General features: G+C 43.8%; 26 protein-coding genes. All 26 read left to right on the top strand.

All coding sequences use genetic code 11. The annotated features are described in order from the left end of the window. Nucleotides 1–5 precede the first annotated feature (5 nt). The 26 genes from NSS79_RS25925 to NSS79_RS25800 all read left to right on the top strand — a co-directional run bounded on the left by NSS79_RS25925 (nt 6) and on the right by NSS79_RS25800 (nt 21,973). Complete coding sequence (locus NSS79_RS25925) at nt 6–212, top strand: hypothetical protein (RefSeq protein WP_342436741.1); 207 nt, start codon at nt 6–8, stop codon at nt 210–212. Between the two features lie 112 nt (nt 213–324). Next, on the top strand, nt 325–567 hold the full coding sequence (locus NSS79_RS25920) for an LPD11 domain-containing protein (RefSeq protein ID WP_342436740.1): 243 nt from the start codon (nt 325–327) through the stop codon (nt 565–567). Nucleotides 568–610: 43 nt separating this feature from the next. Continuing rightward, nucleotides 611–769, top strand: a complete 159-nt coding sequence (locus NSS79_RS25915; RefSeq protein WP_342436739.1) for a hypothetical protein — start codon at nt 611–613, stop codon at nt 767–769. 258 nt (nt 770–1,027) lie between these two features. Next, nucleotides 1,028–1,330 (top strand): hypothetical protein, encoded by a 303-nt coding sequence (locus tag NSS79_RS25910; protein ID WP_342436738.1) that lies wholly within the window; start codon nt 1,028–1,030, stop codon nt 1,328–1,330. Nucleotides 1,331–1,441: 111 nt separating this feature from the next. Then, nucleotides 1,442–1,657, top strand: coding sequence for a hypothetical protein (locus tag NSS79_RS25905; RefSeq protein ID WP_342436737.1), 216 nt, complete (start codon nt 1,442–1,444; stop codon nt 1,655–1,657). 31 nt (nt 1,658–1,688) lie between these two features. After that, nucleotides 1,689–1,946: a hypothetical protein gene (locus NSS79_RS25900; RefSeq protein WP_342436736.1), complete on the top strand. Its 258-nt coding sequence runs from the start codon at nt 1,689–1,691 to the stop codon at nt 1,944–1,946. Between the two features lie 64 nt (nt 1,947–2,010). Then, entirely contained in the window at nt 2,011–2,436 is a 426-nt protein-coding gene (locus NSS79_RS25895) for a macro domain-containing protein (RefSeq protein WP_342436735.1), read from the top strand. A gap of 55 nt (nt 2,437–2,491) precedes the next feature. Then, complete coding sequence (locus tag NSS79_RS25890) at nt 2,492–2,707, top strand: hypothetical protein (RefSeq protein WP_342436734.1); 216 nt, start codon at nt 2,492–2,494, stop codon at nt 2,705–2,707. Nucleotides 2,708–2,764: 57 nt separating this feature from the next. After that, nucleotides 2,765–2,956, top strand: coding sequence for a hypothetical protein (locus NSS79_RS25885; protein WP_342436733.1), 192 nt, complete (start codon nt 2,765–2,767; stop codon nt 2,954–2,956). Nucleotides 2,957–3,238: 282 nt separating this feature from the next. Beyond that, nucleotides 3,239–3,874: a recombinase family protein gene (locus NSS79_RS25880; RefSeq protein WP_342436732.1), complete on the top strand. Its 636-nt coding sequence runs from the start codon at nt 3,239–3,241 to the stop codon at nt 3,872–3,874. A gap of 47 nt (nt 3,875–3,921) precedes the next feature. Continuing rightward, nucleotides 3,922–4,605 carry a site-specific DNA-methyltransferase gene (locus NSS79_RS25875; protein ID WP_342436731.1) on the top strand — a complete coding sequence of 228 codons (684 nt, stop codon included), beginning with the start codon at nt 3,922–3,924 and terminating at the stop codon, nt 4,603–4,605. Nucleotides 4,606–4,742: 137 nt separating this feature from the next. Continuing rightward, on the top strand, nt 4,743–7,028 hold the full coding sequence (locus tag NSS79_RS25870) for an AAA family ATPase (protein WP_342436730.1): 2,286 nt from the start codon (nt 4,743–4,745) through the stop codon (nt 7,026–7,028). Nucleotides 7,029–7,278: 250 nt separating this feature from the next. Continuing rightward, nucleotides 7,279–8,262, top strand: a complete 984-nt coding sequence (locus NSS79_RS25865) for a hypothetical protein (RefSeq protein ID WP_342436729.1) — start codon at nt 7,279–7,281, stop codon at nt 8,260–8,262. A 73-nt stretch (nt 8,263–8,335) separates the two neighbouring features. Continuing rightward, on the top strand, nt 8,336–9,073 hold the full coding sequence (locus NSS79_RS25860) for a metal-dependent hydrolase (protein WP_342436728.1): 738 nt from the start codon (nt 8,336–8,338) through the stop codon (nt 9,071–9,073). Between the two features lie 5 nt (nt 9,074–9,078). Further along, entirely contained in the window at nt 9,079–9,510 is a 432-nt protein-coding gene (locus tag NSS79_RS25855) for a hypothetical protein (protein WP_342436727.1), read from the top strand. Further along, on the top strand, nt 9,510–9,842 hold the full coding sequence (locus tag NSS79_RS25850) for a hypothetical protein (protein ID WP_342436726.1): 333 nt from the start codon (nt 9,510–9,512) through the stop codon (nt 9,840–9,842). The genes NSS79_RS25855 and NSS79_RS25850 overlap by 1 nt, the downstream gene beginning before the upstream one ends. Then, nucleotides 9,839–12,271: a hypothetical protein gene (locus NSS79_RS25845; RefSeq protein ID WP_342436725.1), complete on the top strand. Its 2,433-nt coding sequence runs from the start codon at nt 9,839–9,841 to the stop codon at nt 12,269–12,271. The genes NSS79_RS25850 and NSS79_RS25845 overlap by 4 nt, the downstream gene beginning before the upstream one ends. Continuing rightward, a complete protein-coding gene (locus NSS79_RS25840; protein WP_342436724.1) occupies nt 12,264–14,336 on the top strand; it encodes a hypothetical protein in 2,073 nt (690 codons plus the stop codon). The genes NSS79_RS25845 and NSS79_RS25840 overlap by 8 nt, the downstream gene beginning before the upstream one ends. After that, entirely contained in the window at nt 14,302–16,155 is a 1,854-nt protein-coding gene (locus tag NSS79_RS25835; protein WP_342436723.1) for a DUF87 domain-containing protein, read from the top strand. The genes NSS79_RS25840 and NSS79_RS25835 overlap by 35 nt, the downstream gene beginning before the upstream one ends. An 11-nt stretch (nt 16,156–16,166) precedes the next feature. Next, nucleotides 16,167–17,273: a M23 family metallopeptidase gene (locus tag NSS79_RS25830; RefSeq protein WP_342436722.1), complete on the top strand. Its 1,107-nt coding sequence runs from the start codon at nt 16,167–16,169 to the stop codon at nt 17,271–17,273. Further along, the gene (locus NSS79_RS25825) at nt 17,274–17,534 is read left to right on the top strand and encodes a hypothetical protein (protein WP_342436721.1); all 261 of its coding nucleotides are present in this window, start codon (nt 17,274–17,276) and stop codon (nt 17,532–17,534) included. After that, nucleotides 17,531–19,699, top strand: coding sequence for an FtsK/SpoIIIE domain-containing protein (locus NSS79_RS25820; protein ID WP_342436720.1), 2,169 nt, complete (start codon nt 17,531–17,533; stop codon nt 19,697–19,699). The genes NSS79_RS25825 and NSS79_RS25820 overlap by 4 nt, the downstream gene beginning before the upstream one ends. A 326-nt stretch (nt 19,700–20,025) precedes the next feature. Then, nucleotides 20,026–20,196, top strand: a complete 171-nt coding sequence (locus tag NSS79_RS25815; protein ID WP_342436719.1) for a hypothetical protein — start codon at nt 20,026–20,028, stop codon at nt 20,194–20,196. 812 nt (nt 20,197–21,008) lie between these two features. Then, a complete protein-coding gene (locus tag NSS79_RS25810) occupies nt 21,009–21,176 on the top strand; it encodes a hypothetical protein (protein ID WP_342436718.1) in 168 nt (55 codons plus the stop codon). Between the two features lie 65 nt (nt 21,177–21,241). Beyond that, entirely contained in the window at nt 21,242–21,712 is a 471-nt protein-coding gene (locus tag NSS79_RS25805; protein ID WP_342436717.1) for a hypothetical protein, read from the top strand. A 3-nt stretch (nt 21,713–21,715) separates the two neighbouring features. After that, nucleotides 21,716–21,973 (top strand): hypothetical protein, encoded by a 258-nt coding sequence (locus tag NSS79_RS25800; protein ID WP_342436716.1) that lies wholly within the window; start codon nt 21,716–21,718, stop codon nt 21,971–21,973. The last annotated feature ends 15 nt before the right edge of the window (nt 21,974–21,988 follow it).

Here is a 21,988-nt window from a genome sequence, read left to right as displayed (position 1 = left end):
ATAAAATGAATATCAATCGAACGGAAGACCTTGCAAAAATATTACGAAAACAACCTTCAAAAATTATTATAGGTGAGGTAAGAGGAGAGGAAGTTGCTAAGCTAGTGGGAATGCAAACATACAAACCAACTCAAGTTAGTTATATGACGAATATTCCTCAAAAAGGAATAAAATTTGTAGGTTTCCCACTTAGCATGAAGGAGATTATTTAATAAAGCTGGAGGCATCCTCTAAGAGGGTGCCTCCAAAAAGAGGTACAGTTTTGAAAAACTCATTTTTATAGATTTATATAGGTAAGATATAAAATATATTGGAGGTTTTGTGATGCAAGATGTATTAAAGTCTGATAAAAAATTTCGCTATATGATGTTAGACAGGCTTAGAGGCGATTGTGATTATTATCTAAACTATGGTAATAGAAATAGCGATGCACTTTGGTCTAACGATGAAAAAGAGCATATCGAAAATATGAAAAAGTTACACAATAGTTTCGATGGAAATGATAAACCTGAGTGGCTTACATGGGAACAAATCTTAGACTATGAAAGACGAATGCTAAAAGATTGAAGAGTTGAAAGAGTCTCATTGAATTCAAAGGGAGCGAAATAGCATGGGTAAAGTGTATTATACGGACGGGATAGATAGTTTTATGGCGCTGCATGGATTTGAAGAAGCGGTTCGCATAGTGTCTAAAATCTTAGAAATTTCTTTTGATGAAGCCAGAAAGCGTGTTGAATTCGCACAAAAACATAACAGCAATGAAATTTAAAGTCTTGGAGAGGATCAGCTGGACGTAATGAGACGCAAACTGTGAAGGAGGAATTTAAATATCCATTTATGAATTGTTAACTTATCCGCCTACGTTGCTTGTATTATGCATTATTGCTTTGGGCTTTATATTTTATCAATGGTACAAAAATTAAGAAGATTGAATTCAAGCATACTAATGAATAGGTACGAAGAAACTTACTCACTGCAGGAAGTACTCCAGGTGTATTGGATCTGCAGCTGCCGTGGAGTCGATCAGATGGTCGTAACAGCACTAAACAAATCGGGGGTACATGAAATGTTTGTAGGAAAACTATATTTTGTGAAAACTGAATATGCTCCAAATGTGATTTTGACTAACTCAGACAAGCTATTCGAGGTATTGGATCATTTAGTGGCAGAAGGCTATGCCGTGGTTCCGCCACAAGTCGGCTCAAAAACCTTTGTCGGAATGGAACAAATGAGAGAATTCATGAAGCTTTATGCAAACAATCCGGATTATAAAGTGTTCGATGTAAGTCCATATGGCGTCAGTGAAGTTGTCTATTTCAGTAAGCAATAATTAATACCACGCCGGGCCTGGAGGCTCTGAGAACGTCGTGGAGTCGATCGGCTGGACGTATAAATTTTTTATGAATTGTAGACGCATACCGTGTAACAGTGGAGTTTTAATATGGGGAAAGCAATTTACTTAAATGAGAATGAAATAAAGTTCCTTCGTGTTGCCCTGGACGAGATGGGAAATAAATTGGGGCATGTAGTTCCTGATTATTATGCAGATTTTGAGAGCTTTGAGATTATGTCCAATGATGAAATATTCAGGGGCTTTGATAGTTTGAATGAAAAAGTTGAACGAATTATTACTCGGTCGGAAGATTCTGAAAAATAGACGCATATAGCGCATCACAAGGAGGTCAGAAATGAGTGATTTAGCTTATAAAAAAGCAACTGAGATACTAGTAAATCCTGATCGCTGGATCGCTGATGAGGGGAACCGTCTTATTGTGATATACCAGGAGAAAGACACTACCTTTTTAATTGGCTCTATTACGAAAACGAACCCTCCCTACTTGGATGATGGGATTGTAAATTCTTTGTGGTTCACTAATGTCGAATCCGCGAAACGATATGCAAGAAACGAAATGTATGTTGAAAGCAGATTTAAAAAAGCTAAATGATGCACAGTCCGAGAGTAATGATCAATTAACGCAAGCTATGACATAAAAAAAGGAGAGGCTGACTTTGAAATACAACGAGATTTATCGAGACTTGTTTGAGGTTGGAAATGATTATTTCCTTGCACATTGTATTAGTTCTGATGCAAAAATGGGGGCAGGAATTGCAGTTCAATTTAAAAAGAGATTCGGTCTTGGTAATCTTCAAAAGGAAGCGAAACAAACACCATTGAAAATCGGGAGTTGTGTGATCGTGGGCAGGGTTCTAAATCTTGTAACTAAGAAAGTATATTGGGGAAAACCGACTTATGAAACATTTACTAACTCGATAGAGGATATGAAAAGGGTAGCTATGGATAACGGAATTAATAAAATAGCCATGCCTCAAATTGGAGCAGGCTTAGATAGATTAAGCTGGTCGAAAAACCGAGAAATTATCCAACAAGTTTTCAAGGATATAGATATTGAAATTCTCGTTTGTCGATTTAAGTAGTCTCTCAATGCAAAGACGTTAAACAATAGACGCATATAGCGAAGGAGTGGGTGTTATGAGCAAGGAGAATGTTGCAATTGATTGCGCATTTTGTGGGTCTGATCGCACTTTTAAGAGTAATGAAGGGATTTGGCATTGTCATAATTGCGGTGGTCATGATGTACAAGCGATGCCAGATGATCAGCCCCCAAGCGATGATGCGGATTACCCGTTAATCAAAGAATTTAATGATTATCCAGATGATGATGATTATGACCCATGGGGCGGTTAGTAAATAGTTCGTGGATGTGCTGCAGTAGACGCATATAGCGTAGCAAGGAGGATTGAGATGATCAAAGCTGAAACGGTTGAGCAGTTTTATATTTTGAAATGGCTAGAAGCAAATTTCGTAATGGAGTTGCTGGAAATAAAGCTAGTTGATAGGTACACAGTGAAGATAAAAGATGCGGACAATAAAATTGCTCGTGTTACTTACGCTGGCAAAGACAACATCACACTAACCAACGATACAACATATTAAACAGTACGAAGAAATTTGCTCTTTGGGAAAATAGCATATTAAGTTGAGCAATTAGAGTTCGTGGGTAAACGATATACATAGATTTTCATTTATGAGTTTCAATTTGAGGTGACCCAGGTCACCTTTCTATTTCAATGAAGAAACAGTTCCAAAAAGCATGCATTTTGAGACAGAGGAATGACTGGGCATAAGTTCGTTTCAAAAAGCCATAAAATCAATTATGGAACGTCTCAGTGATTCAAGGGATCATTTGAGACGTTTTTTCTATTAGGAGGGGTTCCATTGAAGATTGCATACGGAAGAGTTTCAACGAAGGAGCAAAATGTAGAGCGGCAGCTTCTGAAATTCCGGGAGTTAGGGATCGAGGAGCGATTTGTTTTTGTCGATAAGCAGAGTGGTAAAGATTTTGATCGTCCACGCTATCAGGCGATGCGGCTTATGCTGCGGGAAGGAGATCTGGTTTATTTGGATGCACTGGATCGGCTAGGCCGGGACTATGACGGTATCATTACCGAGTGGAAGCATATCACACGCGAGATCTGTGCGGACATTGTGTGTCTGGATAATGAAACGCTATTCGATTCCCGGAAGTTTAAGACAATGGGGGATTTTGGAAAAGTCATGGAGGATCAATTTCTTAGCCTGCTGGCATATGTGGCCGAACAGGAACGTAAGAAAAATCGTTTGAGGCAGGCAGAGGGCATTGAAGTAGCCCGGACGGAAGGGGTTACTTTTGGCCGACCCAAACGTGAAATTGATAAGACATTCATTGAAGTATATGAGGCATGGAAATCTGGTGAGTATACTGCAACGGAAGCAATGAGAAGGATCGGAATGAAGAAGCCCACATTCTATCGTAGAGTGAAAGAATATGAAAGTAAGTTGCCTGAAAATAATGGGAACTTATGTTCTTGTTAATCCGTATATAACCATTGGAACCAAATACACCAATGGGAGGACTTAAAATGTTATATTTGGATAGTTGTATAGAAGGTGCTCAAAAAGTAATTGCAGATGAAACCGTAGATTTAGTGATCGCCGATCCACCGTATAATTTGAAATTTGGAGGAACAAATTATACTAAAAATAAAAAACCTCGTTTTCAGATTTTCGCCAATGATAATCTATCTTTTCCCGACTACCGCAGATTTTGCCTCGCTTGGCTGAAGCAAGCTTATCGAATCCTGAAACCAGGAAGTCATGTGTACATATTTATTGATTGGCGCACCTACCCGGACATGGCCCGATGGCTTAAGATTACCGGGTTCACCATTAAGAACTGCATCGTATGGGATAAGAAAAACATGGGCATGGGGTGGCAATACCGGTATCAACATGAATTTGTTATTATGGCCGTAAAGGGCAAGAAGAACGTCAGACGGATACGCTCACGGAATCAAACGGACGTATGGCAAATCCCGCGGATTCCAGGGAATCGAACCATACATCCTACAGAAAAGCCTATAGACTTAATGAAACGGATCATCGAGAATAGTACCGAGGAGAATGAGTATGTCATCGATTTATTCGCTGGAAGCGGTGTTGTTCCAGAGGCTGCAGAGAACTTAAACCGCAAATGGGATGCATTTGAAATTGATCCAGGTTGGATTGAGATTTCTAAAAAGCGGCTGGTGGGAGAAATCACATGATTTTAACAAGATACTTCGTTAATTATAAACCAAGAGCTACTTAACCGTAGCTCTTTCAGTTATGGAAATATTAGTGATTATTTAAAGGGTAAAATAATTTTACGACGAATTATCCAAAGAGGGGGGAGTGAGCTATATTGATTGAAACAATTAAGCTAAAGGAAATAGCTACTTATGATACGACAGGAGTTACATTAGAAGGTTTGAAAAAGATTAACTTCATTTTTGGGAATAATGGATCTGGTAAGACAACGCTATCTGAATTTTTACGAAATCCAGTGGATTCCCCAAGTTGTTCCATTGAGTGGTTGAACGGAAATCAAAAGTCTATTTGTGTTTATAATCGTAATTTTGTAAGTGAAAACTTTCTGAGTGACTCGATTAAAGGTATTTTTACTTTAGGGAAGGAATCCGTGGAATTACAAACTGAAATTTCAGTACTAAAAGAAACAATATTAAAGCATAAAGAAGACATAAGAAAGAAAAAATTAATCTTTGAAGAAAAAAATACAGAGAGAGAGCTTGTTATTGAGGATTTTAAGCAAGTATGTTGGAGAATAAAAAAAAGTTTGGATTCCGATTTTAAAGAATTGATTGAGGGTTATAGGAATTCTAGAGATAAGTTTATGCAAAAATGTTTAGAAGAAGAATCTAAACATATGAAGGCAAGTTTAAAATCATTAGATGAAATTAAATCTCTGAAGGAAGGTTTATTTAATCGTAAAGTAGAATTGGTCGAAATACCATTCATTATTAATTATAATAACAACTATGAAAATGATCCGATTTTTACTACTAAAATTATCGGTAAAGAAGATGTTGATGTAGCAAATCTTATTACAAAGTTAGAAATAAGCGACTGGGTGAAACAGGGAGTTTCAATAACAACAGATTCCGAAGGGGTTTGTCCATTTTGTCAGCAAAAACTACCGGATTACTTTTCGGAAAGGATAACTTCATATTTTGATGATTCTTATAAAGATAATGTAGAAAAACTAGAAAATATCTCCACGAACTTTATCAGTTATACGAATGAAACAATCTCTCGAATTATGAGATTGTGCAGTGAACAGAATAACAATCCTTATATTGATATAGAGAAAATACATAATATTGTTAATCTAATTTTATCAAAAAATGAAGAAAATAAATTACTTATAGAGCAGAAGATAAAAGAACCAAGTAGGGGTATTCAGCTTGTCAAAATATCAGAATTAGTCGAATCAATTAACTATTCATTATTTGATTCAATTCGTAATATTGAACAGCATAACAAACGGATGGAAAATATAAAGTCTGAACGCGAAGGTCTAACAAGAGATATGTGGCGCTATATTGTGGAACAAATAAGCGATAGATTAAAAGATTTTAGGCAAAAGAAGGAAACATTAGATAAATTATTGAGAGATATTGAGCTGGGTATACTGAAAAAAACTGAATATGAAAATAAATATGAAACAGAGCTACTTCAAAAACAACACCAGATAACGAGCGTTGAGTATTCAGTAGTTGAAATTAATAGATATCTAAGTTCTTTTGGGTTTAAAAACTTTAAATTAGCATCAGCATCTGAAGAGGGGAATTATAAAATTATCCGTGAAGGTGGGGAGGATGCAAAGGACACATTAAGTGAAGGGGAGAAAACGTTTATTACTTTTCTTTATTTTTACCAACTATTGAAAGGTAGTAACGATATAAGTAAAATTACAACAGATAAAGTTGTGGTAATAGATGACCCGATATCTAGTTTGGATAGTAGTGTACTCTTCATGGTGAGCAGCTTAGTCCGAGAAATTATGTTTGACATTCATGCTGGAAGATCTGATATCAAACAGTTATTCGTTCTAACCCACAATATATATTTCCATAAAGAAGCTACTTTTAGTAAAGGGATAAAGAGCTTTGGTGAAGGTACTTACTGGATAGTGAGAAAAGAAAATAATATATCTACGATAAAAAAATTTCCTAGTAATCCAATTATGACCTCTTACGAATTATTATGGTCAGAAATAAGAGATTCTACGAGCCTCAGTTTTGTATCTATACAGAACAGTATGAGAAGGATTTTGGAGAATTATTTTAAATTTTTCGGTGATATAAGTCTAGATATTCTTGAAGACAAATTTGATGAGCATGAAGAGAAAATGATTTGTCGTTCATTAATATCATGGATAAATGATGGGTCTCACTTTATAAGTGAAGATTTGTATGTAGGAGACAGCATAGATTTAACACAAAAATATTTAATAGTATTTAGAGAAATTTTCATAAGAAATGGTCATGCTGCTCACTACAATATGATGATGAAGGGTAGTGGAGAACCTTTAGAAAACCAAACACAAAACTATAATTTGGAAACAAGCTTACAAGGAGCTAATTTAAGCATGAGAGAAGTTGCTGTAAGTAGCGAAACAGAAAACTAAAAGTCAAAAATATTCTTCTCAAAAAGCAGGTCAATCATAAGATTGACCTGCTTTTTGAATTTTAAGCCCATACTCAATCAACTTCTCTTTATATTTCAACTAATTTAAACAAGACTTTATGTAATATAGATTCTATTTTTTTAGTGAAGTTTATAATACATACTTTTTTAGAACATTATTCAAACGTTAGGCGTGCTTAATCAGGATATGATCATATTGTAAGAAAATTAAATAGGGAGGTAGGGCATCATTGCATATTGTACTTTTAGGTATCAAACCTGAACTTAGTGATCCGCGTTTCAGATTTCATGAGTGCGGAACGTGCGAGGAAGCACAAGAAGTATCATCTATTATTAAGCCCAAAATAATCCTGGTATATGAAGATTTGGCCCAGGAATTCCTACCGTTCGCCCTGAATTTAGCTGTGAAGATGGTGGTGATTAGTGAGGCTTATCCGTTGTCACTGACAGCGGTTCGGAGCTGGACTGCACTCGGAGCGGCAGATGTGTGGTCTAACCGGGAATGGCCAGCGCGGCTCCGGGATTCCATGGATGAGCAGAAGGTCAACGCTTCCGGGACGCCGATTCATGAACACAGTGAAATGAATAGAGCTGGGGAACGAACGGTGATTGCGGTAGGGAGTGTCTTTGAAGGCGCTGGAAGCACCCATACTGCCTTGCTCATTGCGGAGTACCTAGCACGGGTCTCCAAAACGAAAGTGGCCGTTTGGGAAGGTGGAAGCCATCCTTGCTTTTCTTTTTTGGAGTATATCAGGCAAGGGGAATTTTCGAGTAGCCCCCGTTATGAAGTCAACTCGTTGTCCCTGTTCAAGGGAGAGTTATCGGAGCATTGGGTACATTCACTGATGAATGAATATCGGTTTACGGTTCTGGATTTAGGGAGTTTGCACACCAGCTCACAAGCGGAGTTATTCGTACAGTCCCGGTTGCCGGTGCTTGTCGGCTCAGGCAGTGAGTGGCGGACAAAGGAACTAATCTCCTTTTGCCGGGAGCATCAGCGAGTACCTCAAGATTACTGGAGAATTGCTCTGCCACTGGCGAGTGAAGAGAATCAGGAAATCATAGCCGGATGCTTAAGCGGCAGACCGGTCTTTGCCATTCCATATCACCCAGACCCGTTTAAATCAGACCCTAACACGGATGAATTACTGGAAGGATTACTCTCTCCGATCCTGGATAAGCCTAAAAAGAGAGGACTCGCCCGTTTCTTCTGAGTAACAAATCATAAGGAAGGCCGCACTGCTTCAGCACCTGAAGCGGTTATTTGTCGTTTCATGGAAGGAGGTGATGAAAAAAATGAATAAAAAGGGACATGTGGCCGTGGCTGTGTTAACCGGATCGGCTATCGCTGCACACCTCACCGATCTGAGGATCATGCCTGACCTACTCTTAGTCTTAGCTGCAGGTGTGGCGGGTTTGCTGCCCGATTTAGACCACAAGACCAGTACAGTTAGCAATACCATGCAGTTTTCAGCCAAAACCAGAAAGAAGCTGCGGTGGGCATCAGGAATGGCGGTAGGAGTTGGCGCTGTTTTATTTTTCTTACACCAGGGTTTTCCACTATTGTGGATCGGAACTGGCTTATGCCTTGCTGTGGCGGCTAGACTCCGGACATTGATTCTAAGTGGAGCTGGACTGCTGATGGTTGGAGCATATCTACATTATGATGAACACTGGCTGTTGCTATTAGCGGGGCTGGCGTTATTGATCATGCCCTTTGTGAAGCACCGGGGACTGATTCACAGTCCAGAATTCGCCGTTCTGCTTAGTGCAGGGGTGATTACTTTTACCGAATCACAGACACCGCTGGTGTACGCGATGGGGCTGGGTGTTATAGCCGGTTGGTGGTCACATCTACTCGCTGATTCGGTGACAGCAGAAGGAATTCACTCTGCACTGCTACCCAGGCTGAAAGTTGCGCTAAATGTCATTCGTAACGGCGGTGCCACTGAGCGCTGGGTGGCCAGGATCTGCTGGGCTGCGAGTGTGGTGCTGTGGATCAATCTATTTCATGTGAAGGGATGAATGTAATGAAAAAAACAATAACTGTTTTGATGATGTTCTTTAGTGTGTTCCTTTTGCCCATCATGGCCTACGCCGATGATGATAATCCGATCACCAAGATCAAGGAGAAAATGAAGTTTAACTGGAAGGTACTAGACGGACTGGACTTTGTGTTTACACCGATTGGGTTGTTTATCTCTTTAATCACCATTGCAACACTGATTTTTGTGGTGGTCCGAGTCATTATCAAGCTGGTCAAGATCAGTACGGGTAAAGGGACCATCAAAGATAAGTGGTTTTGGATTGAGGCCGGTCTGATTGTATTTATTGTGTTCCTTTTCATCAGCGGCGCATTCTTTAGCTTTTTGGAAAACATTTATAACTGGACCTCCACGCAGGATCTCGGGGGGAAGACTACGTTCATCCAGTCTATGGATCATAACCACAAGTTGTCATAATGGCCCGGCTGATGACTGACAACGATTATATCTCGAAAATGAAAAAAATGTATAAAGTAGATCCGGATGTGGTGGACGGTATGAACTGGTTTTTGGTCTTGGCCGGAGCTGCAGGGACGATTCTTTGTGTTCTCGCTCTCGCCTATTGGCTGATCCGTTTCTTTGGCTTTCTGTTATCCGCAAGCCGGGGCGCTAAAAGTATAAAAGATATTCGCTTTTGGCGGAACATGGGTGTGGCGCTCTTGATCATAATTTTGATTATGACCGGATCGGTTTTCACCTTGCTTTCACAGTTTTATGATTACATGGCCTTATGGGGGTGGGGAAATTGAGAAGGCGTATTTATATGCTGGTCGTCATACTCTTAATGTTTGTGGGGTTGAGTGTCAGTGTGCCAGATATAAAGGTTCAGGCTGCATCCAGTCAGGTCGCCGCCTCATCTGGAGGTAACATGGTGACACTGGCTCCCGCAGGGCCTACACCTACAGCCTCCCCGCCTGTAGAGCGGGAGACGAGCTGGTATATTCCCGATTGGGTAGATGACATGATTCATAAAGTCGATGATATGATTCAATCGTTCAAAGACCTCATGTCCGGCAAGCTGATCAAAGATGCCATTGAAGGTTTAGTTGTTCTATTGGTGGACGAGCTCATGTCACCGCTCTATGATGCCTTTGCTAAGAGCTACTTGTTTACTCCGCAGATTGCTGAAATCGATCTGGTACAGTCGGGCTGGTCCATCTTTATGATTGTCGGCCTTGTGTCGCTATTTATCGGGATTTCGTGGTTGGCGTTCAAAATTATTCGAGGCAAAAAAGACCTGGGCAGTTTGCTCAAGGTCTTTCTTCTTTGCTTTGTCGCTACCTACCTTTCGCTCACGGTCCTGAATATCGCCAATGTGGGGATTAACTGGATGGCCAGCAAGATGTTCGAAGGCATTATCGGCACGAGTGGCATCACGTATGAGGGTTTGGATGGTCAACAAATTCTAAAAGCTATGATTGTCGGCGCAGCTGGGATTACGGAGGCCTCTTACGCAGCGCAGACACTGGGAGAACTGACGGTGTCCACGAGTGGGGGGATTTTTAATCTGCTTGGTTATTTGATACTGGTGGTGCTGCCTTTGTATGTGGTAGCGGTGGTAAAAACGTTGGTTCTGATGTTTATGGCCATTCTGGTCAATCTCTGGATTACCCAGTCTGCCTATACGGGAAAGTTTGAGACAATGCTCGGGTTTGCCAATTTGTATGTGCGGACTTTAATCGTAGGCTTGATCTGCGGTCTGCATTGGGCCATTTTTGTGAAAATGCAAACGGATTATGGTGAGGGGACTGGATTTTGTGCGGCGATTGGCATACCTCCGATCATCTTCGCCATCCTCAGTGCTGTCGTTTTGATTGTGTTCTTCTTCTTTTTCTGGATCAAACCGCTGATGAGAGCGGCTCAAAATCCAATGACCCTGAATGGAGCCAACGTGGTGGAATCGATGGGGAAATGGGGAGAGAAGACCTCGACTACTTTGGATTCCATGGGAAAACGGATGGGTTCGGAAGGCGTGCAGAAGAAGGCGCTCAGTATGAAAGAGGCCAGTAAACGGATGCAGAGTGCGGCAGAACGCATGCGTACGCAGCGCAGTGTGGGCAAAGATAAACTGGCGTCCACACTTAGCGGGGGTATGTCTGAATCGGTTCAAGGGATTGCCTATCAAGAGCCGGAGCAGTGGCTTGAAGAGGGCGGGCAGGTCCATGTCGATGTGGAGCACGAATTGGCCTTTGGGGAGTCTGAAATTAAATCCTCGGCGCTGAATATTTCCACGGTTCTGGGAGAGGAAGGATTTCGAAGTGTGTCCCTCATGCAGGCACCTGTTGCTCAGCGCAAAAAACTGACCCAGAAGCTAAGTTCACTCAAGAAAGAATACAAAGAAGATGTTACATGGGACGAGAGTACCGGAGAGCTGATTCTGGCCGGAGAAACACTCGATATGCTGCCGCAGCTGGAGAAGGATGGTTTTGATGTATCAGCTGTACGTGAGGGCATGTACAAGGATGGGGCATTTGTGGATCTAAACCATGCGCCGAAGATTACACAGCTGAAAGATTCTGCCGAGGCCAAGCAAGCAGTGGAACAAATTAAAGAGGCTCTGCCGCTATATACGCGAGCGAACCTGCCTGAGGCACAAGCCGCTGCTGCGTACCATGCGCTAAAGGACCGTGCGGATGAATACCCATGGGTCAAAGATTTGCTGCTGGAGCAGGGAGCGCTGTGGCTACCGGATGATGATTTAGAAGAAGCCACAGAAGTGCTGGAGGGGATGATGGCCCAAACCACCCGGAAGATCCGGTATAACTTCCCGCGCTATTCTCAGTTTGCTGCCAGCATGCTGGAGGAGTGGGAACGTTCCAGTACATCGGAAGCGCTGGCCAAAGTGTTGGAACTTGCTAACGATGAGTCTCACGTCTATGTCCCCGAGGAACATTTAAACGAATTCCAGAAGGCTTATGACACCTATCGCAAAGACCGCACACCATACTGGCGTGCGAAAGACGGCGCGGTCTATGTCATTAAGGATCGGGTACCGGTCAACTATGGACAGCCACCACTGCATGGACTCGATATGGGGGGCTTTGAAAGACTGCAGAAGGAAATGCTGCATCGACATGAGACGCAGCGAGACAAGCAAAGTCAGGCGACTAAAACAGTGGCGAAAGCTCGAGCGGCGAGCACACCAAAAGACAAAGGGCAGGTGAATGGAAATGGATAAGGAGAATCAGGACCGGGAAGATGAGCTCCTGCGGGCAAGCTTTATGGGCGATATCCGTGAGGATGTACAATTTTTGGGACTGTCCCTGGGAGATATCGTCTGGATTGTAGGGACGACACTTGCAATCGGGGGATTCCCCTTTCTGCTTCCGTTGCCAGTCGTGTTCAAGATGGCATGGATTGTGGCGATTTTTATGCTTAGCACCTTTGGGCATATGCTCAAGTGGCCCTATCGCATAAAGCGTTATATTCATGATCAACAACAAAAGAAAGACGGTACAGGGGAAGACATTGGGTCTTTTTTGGGCGTGGAGGAAGATGGCTGGCTCTATCGCAGCGGGAAGACCTTGCAGGTCGTATCCTCCTTAACGGCAGCTCCTTGGAGAACGGCTGTATTTGCGCAAAAACGATCACGGATTGGGGGATTTGAGCAATTTCTGCGTGCCATCGTGCAGGAAGGCTTTAGTGCCCAAATTTCAGCAGAACAAATTCCGGACGTGCGCCATGAACTCTGGAACGAGAAACGTAGTCGCCTTGCTGCAAGTGAAGGCATCCAGCAGATGAAGCTGAATCGGCTGGAGATGTGGGAACGGCTGGCCCAGAAGGGGGAGGCGCTGCGCAGTGAATATACGCTGACGCTCACGACATCCGAATCCAAAATCAATATCAGGGAAAGGGAAGATGAACCTGAAAACCTGAATACGGAGGAGATGAAGCGTTTCCGATTACTATGCGAACTCCAGGAGAAAAAAGATCGTGTATTGAACACGCTCACGGCTCATGGAGGGCACACCACAGCGCTCTTATCCGGTTTTTCCCTACCGGAGATCCTGGGACGCTGGTGGGACCGAACATCGTGGGAGGCATGGAAAATGGCTGAAGGAACATGGGCGGAAGAACCCGAAGAGGTGACAGAGCCGGAAGAACAGAATGAGGAAGAAGAGGCTCAATCGATCTTTAGCCCCCTTCTTCTGAAAGTCATCCAAGAGGATGAATCCGGAGGGGATGAAGCAGAGAATACAGAAGACCTGGAGATCGAGGATGAGTCCATCGTGGGGCCATGGATCATTGAGGAAACCGCTGCGGGTGCAGGGCGATTTAATAAGTTGAAGCTAAGCAAAGGGTTCATCGGAAATGGATGGCGTAGCTGTAAAAAAGTCATCCCCATTCTCCTAGCGAAGTGGAGGCAATATATCCGTCCTCGTTTTAGTTCGTGGGCGTTGAAATGCCGTTTGGGGTGGCAGAAGTTAAGAACCCGAAAAGATATAGTGCCAGAAGAGGTAGTGGAGCTTACGCATGAGAACAGAACTGGAGAAGATGGGTTGGAGTTTCCTCATCCTCCCGTTTCCATTGCAGAGTATCAGGAGCAGACACAGGCAAAGACAGGACAACAAAGCCCAAAGGGGTTAAAAGGGATCGTTCTTCTAACCTCGCCAGTACCTAGCGGCAAGTCTTTTCTGGCTGCGAATCTTGGGGTGGCTGCAAGTCTGTCTGGAACCACGGTGAGCATTATGGATATATCGCTGGACCAGGGGACGAAGACGGTGCTGAATCCATTGCAACATCCTTTGAAGCTAGAGAATTGGGACACATGGTCCGGCAAAGAAACGGACTGGCTGTTGTTTACACCTTCGTGTTATCCATCTTTGCAGCAGGTGGAGCAGCTGCTTCAGCGCCGATCAGCAGAAGATGGACTGGTCATTGCCGAGATCCCGTGGAACTACCCCGAACGGGAGGCGCTCATGCAGCGACATCGTTCCATTGCTATCATGGACTGTGATTATCATCATTGGCTCCGGTTTACGGACGCTGCCCCCCGCTGGGCAGGAGAGTTCTGGCTAAACCAGAGTACCCCAGAGATGGCTTCCAGAATGGCCGCACTCCTGAGGGAGCAATATAAACAGTCTTTCGCAGCGGTCTATCCCTATTTTCCTGCGGCAGGGTATTGCTTGTTCCAGGGAAGGCCTCTGGCTCTTGATCCGCTGCTGCGTACACCGCTGATTGCCCAGTTGCATGGAGAGGAGGATGCTGATGAGCCTGTTAAAGCACACGAATCGGTTAGTTAAGCGGTGGATGAAACATCCACGGCATATCGTAGTCAATACACTGGATGGCAAAGACAGAAAAACGGGACATTTTGTTCGGGTGCTTATGGTGCAGGAGTATCCCCCGGAGATAATTGCCGGGTATCTCGATCAATTGGATGGGGTCGTTACCCATGCCGGAGCCACCTTGCGCAAGACGATACGTTATGCGCAAAGCGACATCAAGTTTAACACCCGAATGAAATATAAGTTGAACCGGCTGACGGCCAGCATCAACGATCAGAGCGAAACTGATCCAGCCCGTAATGCAGAGATCGCGGCGAAGGAAACCATTCTCGCCTTAAGAGATTCGACGCTGTCAAATGACCATAAGCTGGTGGAAGTTCAAACCTTCCTGACGCTATCCGCGCCTAAACTGCATCAAATTGAAGCGGCTGAGGCGGGACTGAAGCTTTGGTTTGATAACATGTCAGGAAAGCTGAATGAATTGAAGCGCGAGCAGCGAGAAGCGATGCGGCAAACCGCACCTGCCTCAGATCCTTACGTGAATCATAGTGAGTTTTTTAACAAAACGCATTATGGGCGTGTCACGACAGACTCTGTTGCAGCACGCACGTACCCGATGACCCGAGGCTCGTTTTCGGATGCAGATGGACTTTATTTTGGTCGCCGGACTGAGGACGGCGGCTTTTGTTTTGTCAATCTATGTGATCCGGAAGATCCGCGGGCGCAGAACGTCACTGTGTTTGGTAAGACTGGAGAAGGGAAAAGTTACTTTCTCAAGGCGCTTGTGGTGTCATTGTTAGAAGAAGGCGTGCATGTTTTTGTATTTGACCTGGACGGCGAGTGGCGTGAGCTTTGTGAGTATGTAGGAGGCGTCTATATTGACCATACGACTGAGGAGGGACGCTATTTTGAACCACTCACGATCATGCCTGCGATCACTGAGATCGATAAGGACTGTGTACAGTATAATCGCTCCCGGTACAAGATGGCTGAAAAAAGTGGTGTTCGAACCTTTTCGCTGCTTGGGGAGAACTTAACCCGTACTGAAATCTTTGAAGTGGGTGAAGCAATACGTAGAGTGTACCGAGCTGCAGGAATTGATAAGAAAAAGCCGGAAACCTGGAATGCTCCCACGGGTCCCAAGCCGACGATCCACGCCGTGTTTCAAGAAATTGAAGTAGCCTCTCGCAGTAATGCAGACGCCAAAAGTCTGTACGACAAAATCAAAATCTATTTCATTGGAATTTATGATGATATTTTTCAAATTGAAGAGGCTTCTAGCTTTGATGAGAAAGCTCCCCTTGTGGTGTACCGGGTAGGGTCTGGCGAGGAAGACGAGTCTAAAAAGGATGAATCAGCCAAACAGGCGCAGATCAAGATGTCGATGGCCTTTGAACAGGTTAATGCCAACATCCATCTGCTAAAAATTGCCGGAGCTCACTTTTCTGCTGTGCTGGTAGACGAAGGTCAACGCCAGCTGCAAAATCCGGAGTTGCGCAGTTATGTATTTACTTGGTATACGGCTATTCGAAAGCAGAATGGCATGATGATTCTGGCAGGCAATTCTCCGGCCATTATGCTGGATACCGCAGCTGGTGTGGGCATGTGGGAAAACACCAGTGTACGTGTGTATTTTTATATGGAGCAATCGGCTGTACGTTTACTCTCCTCTCATGCGGATCTGCCAATTGAGATTCAGGAACTCATTACACAAAATGAAGGTACGCAGCGCTACATTTTGGAAAATCACAAAAGGTACGATGAACTGATCATGCATGTCCCTCCTGAAGAACATGTTCTGTATAAAACGCGGGGACTGAAAACCGCAGGGTAGGGGGGATTCTGTTGGAAGTCGTCAAAAAGGCCAAGGATCTCAAGAAAATGATTGCACTGATCTCGGCACTGAGCTCCCCGGGAATCGGGTTGGTGTTGATCCTTTTTGGACTCGTGGCATTAATTATTTTGTTTGTGTTTTTGCCGTTCATGATTTTTTCGGATGCCGATAGCTATAAGCCACAAGCAGCAGGGGAGTATGCATGGATGGCTCCTGTACAACTGGATGTGGATGGCACGGCATATGTGTGGCCAGTGCCTACGATTAGCCGAGTATCCTCCCCTTTTGCGTTGCGGGATTTGTTTGGAACGACTCGAATGCATAAGGGCATTGATATTGCGAATGGAGCCGCCAACACGGAGCTGCAGCCCGTCTATGCGATGGCTGAAGGCACGGTGACTTTGGCGGGAGCAGCCAGTGGTTATGGTCAAGCGATTATTATAAATCACGGGAGCGGACTGGTGACCACCTACGGACATCTATCTGCTCAGATGCATGTCTCTGTGGGTGACAGGGTGAGCAAAGGACAGTTGATTGGACAAATCGGACAAGGGATTGTTGGGCGATCTACCGGTTCACATTTACATTTTCAGGTGGAGCTGAACGGAGCAGCCGTTGATCCACTCAATTATGTATTTGCCCCAGGATCAGAACTGCCAAGTTTGCCGAGTGAGCTAGGGTATCAGCCCTTAAATATAGATTACGTCTTGCAGTTTTTAAATAAACGAAAATCCGCGCTGGCTGATCGCAGCCTGCTGCAGATGATCGATGACGCGGGACGGACTAAAAATGTATCCCCCTATCTCCTGATTGCCATTACTGGTCAAGAACAATCTTTCGTGCCCAGAAACAATAACCATGCTTCGGAGATTATCCGAAATCCGTGGAACGTATTTGGATGCTGGTGCAAGGGGAAAGGAGCGCGACTAACGACCGGAGAGTCGGCCCAAATTGCGGCCAATACCATTATCAAGTTATCACAGGATCTTCCTGCCGGTCGAGATCCGATTCAATGGCTGTCGGCCAAAGATAACCCTCGTGGTTACTATGCAGAACATAACGGTTGGTGGATTGGCGTATCCAAATACTTCAAATTGTTATTAAGAGGGGGCGGTTAAGTGAATTTAACGGTTGTCATTATTGCGATCATACTGTGGGTCTTTTACAAGAAAGGCAGCAATGGATTACCGACCTGGCTGGTCAAAGCTTTGGGTGTGTTTTTAGTAGTTATGCTGCTTCGCAATTTAAATGAGGTTTATCATTTCATTTTCGATGAATCGGATGCTTGGTGGCCACTGGTGAAAGAAAATGCCGCACGTTTTAATCAGCAATTGCGAGATTTAATCCGGACCATGATGAAGGGAGGGGAAGGAACGTGAGCACTCCGGAACATTCACCGAAAGAGTCGTTTCCGCAATTCGCGAACCGCATAACGCTGATCAGCGCAGCGGGGAGTGCAACTGTACGCTTTCTTAACCTGTTCCCGGAACTGAATGATTTGGCAGGGACCGTACTGAAATATTCGCTCATACTTTGGTTTGCATTAGTTGCTCTGCCAACGGCCCCGCAGATGATATGGAAGCATAAACTGAAGATTTTAGCGGGGCTAGTCATTGTGAAGCAAATTCTGCGGAAAGAAGAGTGGAGAAAGAATGTAGTAACCACGAAGGGTCCCGAGGCGACACTGGCAGCAGGTGGTACGATTGGATCAATACCGGATGTTTCGGAGGGGATCAAACATGAGGACCTTAAGCTCACGAAGCCGACATTTACTTTACCGGCAGAAGGTGGACCTTATGCTCTTTTTCCAAGTAATCCACGGCCCCATTCATCATCTATTATGACTGCAGAGCAGGCATCAGAGTTGATCTATAACTCCATTCAATTGGCGGGACTCAAAATAGATGAACCACCTGAAATTTTGTCCATCGATGCTGGTCCAACCCTACAAAGTATTTCATTTCGCTTACCCGCCCGTCTACAGCTCAGTGATCTTGTAAAAAAGAGAGATGATCTGGCAAACCATATCGGGCAAGACCAGGGGTTTGCGGTGGCCTCTTCTACTTTTCCAAGTTCAGCAGCTTTTGTAATACCACATCAAGAACGTGCATTTGTGTATATGAGTGATTTGGCAAATGAACTCAGGGAATTTTCTAGAACTGCTCAATTACCAATGGTGTTCGGGAAGGATATGGAGGGTAAACCAATTTTGGTAGATCTGGCCAAGTTGCCTCATTTGCTTGTGGCTGGGTTCACCGGATCGGGAAAGTCTGTTTATATCAATGGATTACTTACTTCTCTGGCAACAACACGTTCTCCGCAACAAGTGCAATTTTTGCTCATTGACCCCAAAATGGTCGAACTTACGATGTATACCGGCTTACCGCATTTAATCTCTCCACCTGTGACTGACCCGATGCGGGTGTCACTTGCGCTTAAAAAAATTGTGGTAGAGATGGAGAAGCGGTATACACGTTTCGCACAAGCGGGTGTCCGTAATTTGTTGCAATATAATCGAAATCATCCACAAGAACAAATACCTTATATTGTGACAGTTATAGATGAATATGCTGATTTAATGGTACTTGCTAAAACAGATGTGGAGGACACCGTGCAACGTTTGACGCAAATGGGTAGAGCTGCGGGAATTCATTTAATTATGGGTACTCAGCGTCCCAGTGTGGATGTGGTGACTGGTGTTATTAAATCAAATCTTCCGTCTCGGGTGGCATTCCAGTTGCGGAGTGTTTATGATTACAAAACTGTCCTGGATACAGGTAATCCACATTTACTTGGCGGCGGAGATGGGGTCTGCATGCTGAACGGTGGAGGGCAAAAGAGATTCCAGTCGGCGGCAATCAGCGCGGATGATGATGAAACCACCCAGTATATTGAGGAACTCAAGCGTTATTGGCGGAATGAAATGCGGATGCATAAGGCCGATTCAGAGGAAGTGAATGAAAGTTCCTCGGTGTTTGCTACGACATTTGAAGAGGATGAAACGGAGCGAGCGGCTTCTATATCTGCAGAACAGAAACCATTGAGTGAATTCCCTACAGGAGAATGGACTGATTTTGAGGAAGCGGAGGAACCGCTCATCAATGAGAGTGTGTATGACCAGGTGATCCGCTTAGCGAGAGATCATAACGGAGTATCCGGCAGGTTGCTTCAGCAAGCGCTGAACATTGACTACATCTCAGCGGCTACTTATGTAGATCAACTCAGCAAAGAAGGGAAAGTGGCACCTGAGTATGATCCGGAGACAGGGTTGAAGCCTTGGCTACTGGATAGCCGGGAGAGCGATGATGAATTGCTGCTGCGAGTTCAGCGAATGATTTGTGAGACGAGATCCACCCGTTCCACCGATATTCAGCAAGCCCTTGGGATGCGCAAGGAGAAGGTACTGCAACTGATGGGCCAATTGGTGAAGTTGGATTTTCTACTTCCCCCGACAAGTACAAAAGGAGGTTATACGCTTGCATGGGATGAAGATCAGATTCAACGATTTTTAGTAAATGAAGACGAGCAAGGTCAGTTCAATTGATTTCTAGTTCCCGTTTCTGGTTCCCGTTTCTAGTTCCGTCATGTAAAGCCGTAAACCCCCGTGGTTGCAGGCTTTTTTTGTTTTTTAATCTAGATGATTTATCGGGAACTAGAACGGGAACCAGAAAACACAACTCTATTTGTGGAATTGAAGGAGGAAGCGCTAATGTTGATGGAGCAATTGGGGGATTTTACTGTATAGAAAGACGGCAGTTATTACAGAGTGAAGAAAGGAAGGAAGCGAATTGGATCTTTTCTCTTGCTATCGCAAGCTACTGAATACATGAAGCAACGCTATGAAGCTGCTGTAAAAGGAGTGTAAACAAATTGGAGCAGGATGCCTATGAACATGCACGGCAAATTGAGTATCAGAGAGGATTAGACCCTAAGAAGTTGGCACAAAAACGCTTGAATGATCTGATTGAATCTTACAAGAATGGCGAGCTTTCAGTAGAGGATCTACGCCTATACACCAATATTGATCCAGAGAGCCTATAGTCGCTAAATTATCATCTAGGAGGAATAGAAGGATGAGTGATTGTAACCCTTCAGAAACGCCTTGTTCTATTTGTGAGTGTGAAGGTGATGAAGATTCAGGTGTTATCTGCGAGGAGTGCCTTTTGAAATACGAGAATGGAGAAATGGGAACGTAGTATGCTCTTATTACTACATTCATTAATTAGGGAGTGATGAGTTTGTAAATGCCTCGAACGAATTAGTCAATGCTCATGAGCTAACCAATTTATTAGGGGAGGGCAAATGTTAAAAACATCTCTTCTTTATTTGATAGTGAATGGACTATGTATTCCGGTGTACATCGTATGTATGTTTATGGGAATGTTTTCATCTACAGTATCTGCAAAAGATGTGAGTATCACTGAGCTTTTCATGTTTTATTCAATAACCATTTTGCCTAGTATCCTTGTTTTTTTATTTATTCATATCTGGGGAGTGAGGTTTCGTTTCAATCGCAAACTAAGTGTGTTTTTGCTAGTTATCGTAGTCGTTGTTCTTGCTTACTATGATTTCTATGGTCCTCTTCAATTTGGAAGAACAATGAAGGACTTACAAGGGTAGTACATCATCTGTTCCTTTTCGGGGAAAGAAGGAGAGCGTAGAACTTTTTTTAATTGAAGTAATCAACAAATAATTAACAGTTTCCAGTAACTCTTCGCGTAAATGGTTCCATGATAAAAAGCCAAAACCCTTGTGGTTATGGGCTTTTTTGTTTTGTTCACGAAAGAGTCCACAAGGGAACCCAATGCGGGGATTGTAACAGGAACCATATACCATTCAAAGGAGGACGTGTAATGGGATATTCAGCAGAAGACCATGAGCAGGCCATTGCGAATACTAAACAAGCTATTCAGCAGGCAATCGCACGTGGAGATACGCATGAGGCTGACTTCTTAATGAAGAAGACATTGCCTTGCTTGGAGCAACGGTTGTTACAGGCAAAGGGAGGAAACTCGTATTAAAAACCCATACTTTTTCCGTACTTTTTAAGTACGTTTGAGTAGATAAATTCAGGTAATCTTATATCATGCAAGAAAACAAAAAAGACCGCTTCCGTGTACATTCCGGAGCGGTCTTTGTATTTCAAGGAGGGAGTGTTGTGCAGGAAGTGGGTTTTAAAGAAGCAGGAGAATTATTAGATACTCCGGTCAGTACGTTGAGGCGCTGGGTCGTCTTGCTTGAAGAACAAGGTTACGCCATTAACCGGGACGGAAAGCGGAGGCAGCTAGATTGGCTGGATGTGGGGATGTTGCGGGAAGTGAAATTCGGCCTGCAGCAATGCTCACTGGAAGAAGCTGTCCGTAAAGCGGTGCAAGAGGTTAAAGGTACAGCTTCCTCTGTAACTGATCAAGCGGCTTCTGACCCAGCACCTATCGAAGTGTTTGATCAGGAGATTAAGGCATTGCTGCCACACCTGTTTTGGTATGGACCAGATCAAGCCGTGAACACATTGGTTGCGGCATGGGAAAATTTTAAATGTACCAGTAGGAGGGAATAAGGTTTGAAAACCTATGAAAACTGGAAAGGGGATCTGAAGGATTACCTTCAACCCGGGGATGTAGTGGATGAGGAAATATCGGAGCACTTCTTGAATGTCATGCCTCCGGCTTTGTGGAGAGCGAATCTCATCCAAATGGGTGAATTCCCTGTTGATTATGTAGAGGGCAAAGGAACCTATCACACCTTAGAAAAAACACTGGAGGGTTGGGTGTACCGTGGGACCTGTCACAAAGGAGAAACCAGGCACCGTAGCAACTAAGAAAGGAGCGAACCA

Origin of the sequence: Paenibacillus sp. FSL L8-0436, assembly GCF_038593025.1 — a bacterium.
In the GTDB taxonomy this organism is placed as follows: domain Bacteria; phylum Bacillota; class Bacilli; order Paenibacillales; family Paenibacillaceae; genus Paenibacillus_AQ.
This window is presented reverse-complemented; position numbering and strand designations above follow the sequence as displayed.